Source organism: Tomitella cavernea, from assembly GCF_016599145.1.
In the GTDB taxonomy this organism is placed as follows: domain Bacteria; phylum Actinomycetota; class Actinomycetes; order Mycobacteriales; family Mycobacteriaceae; genus Tomitella; species Tomitella cavernae.
The window spans coordinates 1-4,959 of sequence record NZ_JAENKO010000096.1; the positions used below are offsets into that span (position 1 = coordinate 1).

Annotated in this window: 6 protein-coding genes; 1 reads left to right on the top strand and 5 read right to left on the bottom strand. The window is 75.0% G+C overall.

Annotation, left to right across the window (positions count from 1 at the left end):
- From JJ683_RS18460 to fmt, 4 genes are all read right to left on the bottom strand, one after another.
- Positions 1 to 164 (bottom strand): cytidine/deoxycytidylate deaminase family protein (locus JJ683_RS18460; protein ID WP_504739239.1); only part of this gene is annotated, 164 nt, incomplete at its 3' end.
- A gap of 59 nt (positions 165 to 223) precedes the next feature.
- Entirely contained in the window at positions 224 to 931 is a 708-nt protein-coding gene (gene rpe / locus JJ683_RS18465; protein WP_200176273.1) for a ribulose-phosphate 3-epimerase, read from the bottom strand.
- A gap of 108 nt (positions 932 to 1,039) precedes the next feature.
- Positions 1,040 to 2,557: an RsmB/NOP family class I SAM-dependent RNA methyltransferase gene (locus JJ683_RS18470; RefSeq protein WP_200176267.1), complete on the bottom strand. Its 1,518-nt coding sequence runs from the start codon at positions 2,555 to 2,557 to the stop codon at positions 1,040 to 1,042.
- Positions 2,554 to 3,480 (bottom strand): methionyl-tRNA formyltransferase, encoded by a 927-nt coding sequence (gene fmt / locus JJ683_RS18475; protein WP_200176269.1) that lies wholly within the window; start codon positions 3,478 to 3,480, stop codon positions 2,554 to 2,556. The genes JJ683_RS18470 and fmt overlap by 4 nt, the downstream gene beginning before the upstream one ends.
- 151 nt (positions 3,481 to 3,631) lie before the next feature.
- Here fmt and JJ683_RS18480 point away from each other — a divergent pair, with 151 nt between their 5' ends.
- On the top strand, positions 3,632 to 3,997 hold the full coding sequence (locus tag JJ683_RS18480) for an EthD domain-containing protein (RefSeq protein ID WP_200176271.1): 366 nt from the start codon (positions 3,632 to 3,634) through the stop codon (positions 3,995 to 3,997).
- A gap of 139 nt (positions 3,998 to 4,136) precedes the next feature.
- Here JJ683_RS18480 and JJ683_RS19520 read toward each other — a convergent pair.
- The coding region (locus tag JJ683_RS19520) for a primosomal protein N' (protein WP_504739238.1) at positions 4,137 to 4,959 on the bottom strand (823 nt) is incomplete at its 5' end.

A 4,959-nucleotide genomic window follows, 5' to 3' on the forward strand; every position in this document is an offset into this window, starting at 1 on the left:
CCCGCCTGCGCCAGTGCGGCGGCCTCGGCGTGCGGGCCGCCGGGCGGCGCCGTGGCCCCGGCCCCGCACACGCGCCCGTCGGAGTCGAACACCAGCGCCCCCACCGCGGGGTTGGGGCTGGTGCGCCCCGCCACCGCCCGCGAAAGCTCGACGGCCACGAACATCGCCTCGCGGTCGTCCAGCCGCGCGCCCAGCGGCCACTGCGGGGCCGGTTGCGGCCGGGTCACGGGTGCAGGTGCAGGTGCGGCGACGCGGCCGCCGCCTGCTCACGCAGGTTGCGGACGGCGGCGGCGGGATCGTGCGCGCCGTAGACTGCCGAGCCGGCCACGAAACAGTCCACCCCCGCCTCCGCGGCCTGTTCGATGGTGTCCGCGTTGATGCCGCCGTCGATCTCCACGAGCAGCCGCAGCTCGCCCGCGTCGACCAGCCGGCGGACCGCGCGTGCCTTGTCCAGCACGTCGGGGATGAACGACTGGCCGCCGAAGCCGGGTTCGACGCTCATCACCAGAAGCGTGTCGAAATCGCGCAGGACCTCCAGGTAGGGGTCGATGGGCGTGCCCGGCTTCACCGCGAGGCCCGCCACCGCGCCCGCGGCGCGGATATCGCGGGCCACGGCGACCGGGTCGTCCGTAGCCTCCGCGTGGAAGGTGACGTTGTGCGCGCCCGCCTCGGCGTACGGCGGCGCCCAGCGCGCCGGGTCCTCGATCATCAAGTGGCAGTCCAGCGGGATGTCGGTGGCTTGGAGCAGGCTCTGCACCACGGGCAGTCCCAGCGTGAGGTTGGGGACGAAGTGCGCGTCCATCACGTCCACGTGCAGCCACTCGGCGCCGGAATCGCCCACCGCCGGATCGCCCGCGACGATGGCCGCCTCCTCGGCCAGACGCGCGAAGTCCGCGGACAGGATCGACGGCGCGATCATCGGCTGCCGCACCCGCTGCGGCGCCGTCCCCTGCTTTGCTGTTTCCGGGCCCTGCTTTGCTGCTTCCGGGCCCGCCGGAACCTGGTTCGCCATGCGGCACATTCTATGGCCGCCGCGCGCTCACTTGCGCAGGGCCGCGAGGAACATGCCGTCGGTGCCGTGCCGGTGCGGCCACAACTGCACGAACGGGCCGTCGCCGAGCCCCGGCATGGCGGCGGGGACCAGGGTGCGGGCGTCGAGCGCGGTGAGGCCGTGGCGGCGCTGCGCATCCATAACGATGCCCGCCGTCTCGGCGAGGTGCGGCGAGCACGTCGAGTACACGATGACGCCGCCCGGGCGTACCAGCTCCGCCGCCGCGCCCAGCAGCTCGCGCTGCAGCCGGGTCAGGCCGGTCACGTCCTCCGGGCTCTTGCGCCAGCGGGCCTCCGGCCGCCGCCGCAGCGCGCCCAGGCCGGTGCACGGGGCGTCGACGAGGACCCTGTCGTAGCCGGGGGCGAGGCCGCTGTCGCATCCGTCGACGGCGTGCACCGTCACGGGAAGTCCGTCGACGGCGGAACGCACCAGCGCGGCGCGATGCTCCGCCGGCTCGACGGCGTCGACGTGCGCGCCGTCGATGTCCGCGATGGCGCCGAGCAGGGCGGCCTTTCCGCCCGGCCCGGCGCACAGGTCCAGCCACCGTCCGCCGTCGGGGCCGTCGACCGGGGCCAGCGTGGCGGCGCGGGCCACCAGCTGGCTGCCCTCGTCCTGCACGGCCGCGAGCCCCTCACGCACCGGGTCCAGCTCGCCGGGATCGCCGCCGTCGAGGTACACCGCGTACGGCGAATACAACCCCTCCTCGCCGCCGGTGACGAGCGCCAGCTCCTCGGCGCTGATGGCGCCCGGCCGAGCCACCAGGTGCACGCGGGGGCTGACATTGTCGGCCTCGAGCGCCGCGTCGAGCTCCCCGGCGTCCGGGCCCAGGGCGTCGGCGAAGGCCTGCGCGATCCACGCCGGATGGAAGTGCCGGAACGCGGACGCCGCCACCGGGGCGGAATCGGGCGACGGCGTGAGCTGCGCGATCCACTGCTGGTCGGTCTTCTCCGCGGCCCTGCGCAGCACCGCGTTGGCGAAACCTCCCGCGCCCCGGCCGCCGTCTGCCACCACCATGTCCACCGTCGTCGAGACGGCCGCGTGCGGGGCGACCCGCGTGCGCAGCAACTGGTAGACGCCGACCCGCAGCGCGTCGACGACGGGCGGGTCGACGCGGGCGAGCGGCCGGCCCGCGCACGCCTCGATCACCGCGTCGAGCAGCCCCAGTGCGCGGCACGCGCCGTAGGCGAGCTCGGTGGCGAAGGCCGCGTCGCGCCCGGTGATCCTGCGTTCGCGCAGTAGACGCGGGAGCACCAGGTTGGCATAGGCGTCCCGCTCCCGCACCGCGCGGAGCGTGTCGCGCGCGGCCTCGCGCGCCGAGTCGAGAACAGGCTGCTCGCGGCGGCGGGTCTCGCGGGCGTCCCTGCCCGCGGGCCCCCGGCCGGCGCGGCGTCCCCTGTCATCACGGGGCCTGCCCCTGCCGCCACGGCCGCCCCCGGAGCGCCCCCTGTCGTGGCGCCCGCCCTCGCCGTGCAGGTCGCCGTCGGAACCGCCGGGCCATGCATTCATGCGAAGGTCTCCTCACCGGTGAGCCGTGCGCCGCGCGCCCAGTCGGCGGCGCGCATCTGCCTCTTGCCCGGCGGTTGCACCCAGCTCAATGCGACGGCATCGGTGCCGGTTCCAGCGAACACCGACTTCTTCGTGGCCTCGATGCGCCCCGGAGCCAGGCCCCTGCCGCCGGCGGGCCGCACCGGCCCGAGCTTGAGCCGCACCTCGCCCAGCATCGTCCAGGCCCCGGGATCCGGGGTCACCGAGCGGACGCCGCGGTCCACCGCGAGCGCCGGATTCCGCCACTGCACGCGCGCGCCCTCGACGGCGATCTTCTCCGCGTAGGACACGCCATCCCCGGACTGGGGCACCGCGGTGAGCGTGCCGTCCTCGATGCCGTCCATTGTCGCAGCGAGCAGCCGCGCGCCGGCGTCCGCAAGGCGGCCGAGCAGATCGCCGGCCGTGTCCTCGTCCCCGATCGTCTCGGTGACCACCCCGTACACGGGGCCCGTGTCGAGCGCCGGTTCGATGAAGAAGGTCGCGGCGCCGGTCATCGCGTCGCCGGCGGCGATCGCGGCCTGCACCGGCGCCGCCCCGCGCCACGCCGGCAACAGCGAGAAGTGCAGGTTGACCCAGCCGTGCACGGGCACGGCCAGCACGTCCGCCGGCAGCAGGTTGCCGTAGGCGACGACGGGGCAGCAGTCGGGTGCGAGTGCGCGCAGGCGCTCGACGAAATCCGGGTCGGAGGCGCGGACCGGCGTGAGCACCTCGATGCCCGCCTCGTCGGCGAGACGGCCGACCGGCGATCTGTCCGTTCTCCGGCCGCGGCCGGCGGCCGCGTCGGGCCGGGTGACGACGGCGATCACCTCATGCCGCGGGGAGTCGATGAGCTCCCTCAGCGACGGCACCGCCGCCTCGGGGGTTCCCGCGAAGATCAATCGCACGTCGAAAAGTCCTTCCTTAGTCCCTGCCGCGCCTATCCAGTCTGCCGTGTCCCGGTCAGCTTAGTTTCCGGGTCCGGCACGCCGCCCGCTGCGGCTATCGTCGACTCATCCGCGCCGCTCCCCCGCGGCTCCGCCACGCCCCGGAGGCCCCATGTTCAAGGCCATTGCACTGCTGACTCGCCGCGCCGACCTGACACGCGACGAGTTCATCGACTACTACGAGACCCGGCACGTCCCGCTGATCACGAGCCTGCTGCCACAGGTCCGCGGATACCGCCGCAACTTCCTCGACCACGACGACAGGGTCGCCGCGCCCGGCGCGCCGGCCACCGACTTCGATGTGGTCAGCGAGTTCGTGTTCGACGACCGCGCCGCATACGAGGAGATGCTCGCCGCATACGCGGTACCGGAGACCGCGCGCAGGATCGCCGCCGACGAGGAGAACTTCGTCGACCGCTCACGCACGCGGATGTACGTGGTGGACGTCCGCGACACCGGCACCGGCGCCGAAAACTGACCGGGCGCGTCACCCGACGCGCACAGGGGCTGGGTCCACGCCGCCACGCGTACGGTTGCGTGCCGCGACGCGCGTCAACCGACCCGCACAGGGGCTGGGTCCTCGCCGCCACGCGTACGGTTGCGTGCCGCGACGCGCGTCACCCGACGCGCACAGGATCGATTTGCACCCGCACCGACCCCGCCACCCGATGCGAACTGAACGCGGCCTGCCCCACGGCCAGCGCGCGGGACAGGGCGGCCCCTTCGCGTCGGGCCACCCGCAGCAGCATCCGTTCCGCATCGGCCGGCGGCTCGTCGGCGGCCACGGCATCCCCGCCGCCTTTCCCCCCGCCGGGGAGCCGCACGCCCGGCGGAAGCGGCACCGGCCCCAGGGTCTCGGTGCCCGCGGGCAGTTCCACCAGGTCCAGGAAAGCGGCGAGTGTCGCCGGGGTGCCGTCCACCGCGGCGATCCGCACCGCCGGTGGAAAGCGCACTTCCCGGCGCCCGGCCAGCTCCAGTCGCGCCTGCCCCACCGGGTCCCAGCGGATGAGCGCCTGCACCACCTCGGCCCCGGCGTCCGCCACCACGACCACCTTCCCGCCTGCCTCCGCGTTGCGCACCAGCGCCGAGGCGGCCATCCAGCGTCGAAGGGCCTCCTCGCCGGCGCGCAAGTCGGCCCGGGTGAGCAGCGACCAGCCGTCGAGGAGCAGCGCGGCGCCGTAGCCGCCGGGGGCCACCGGCTCGGCGCCCACCGTGGCCACGATGACGGCGGCGCGCGCGGGAACCTCGTCGCGGACATCGGCACCGGACGATCCGATCACCGGCACCCCGCGGAACGCGCGGCCGAACTCCTCCGCCGTGCGCTGCGCGCCCGTCACCTGCGCGCGCAAGGCGCGGGACCCGCACTTGGTGCACGAGTGCGCGCGCGCCGCGGTGCCGCACCACCGGCATGTCGGCGCGGCCGCGGCGTCCTCCCCGTCG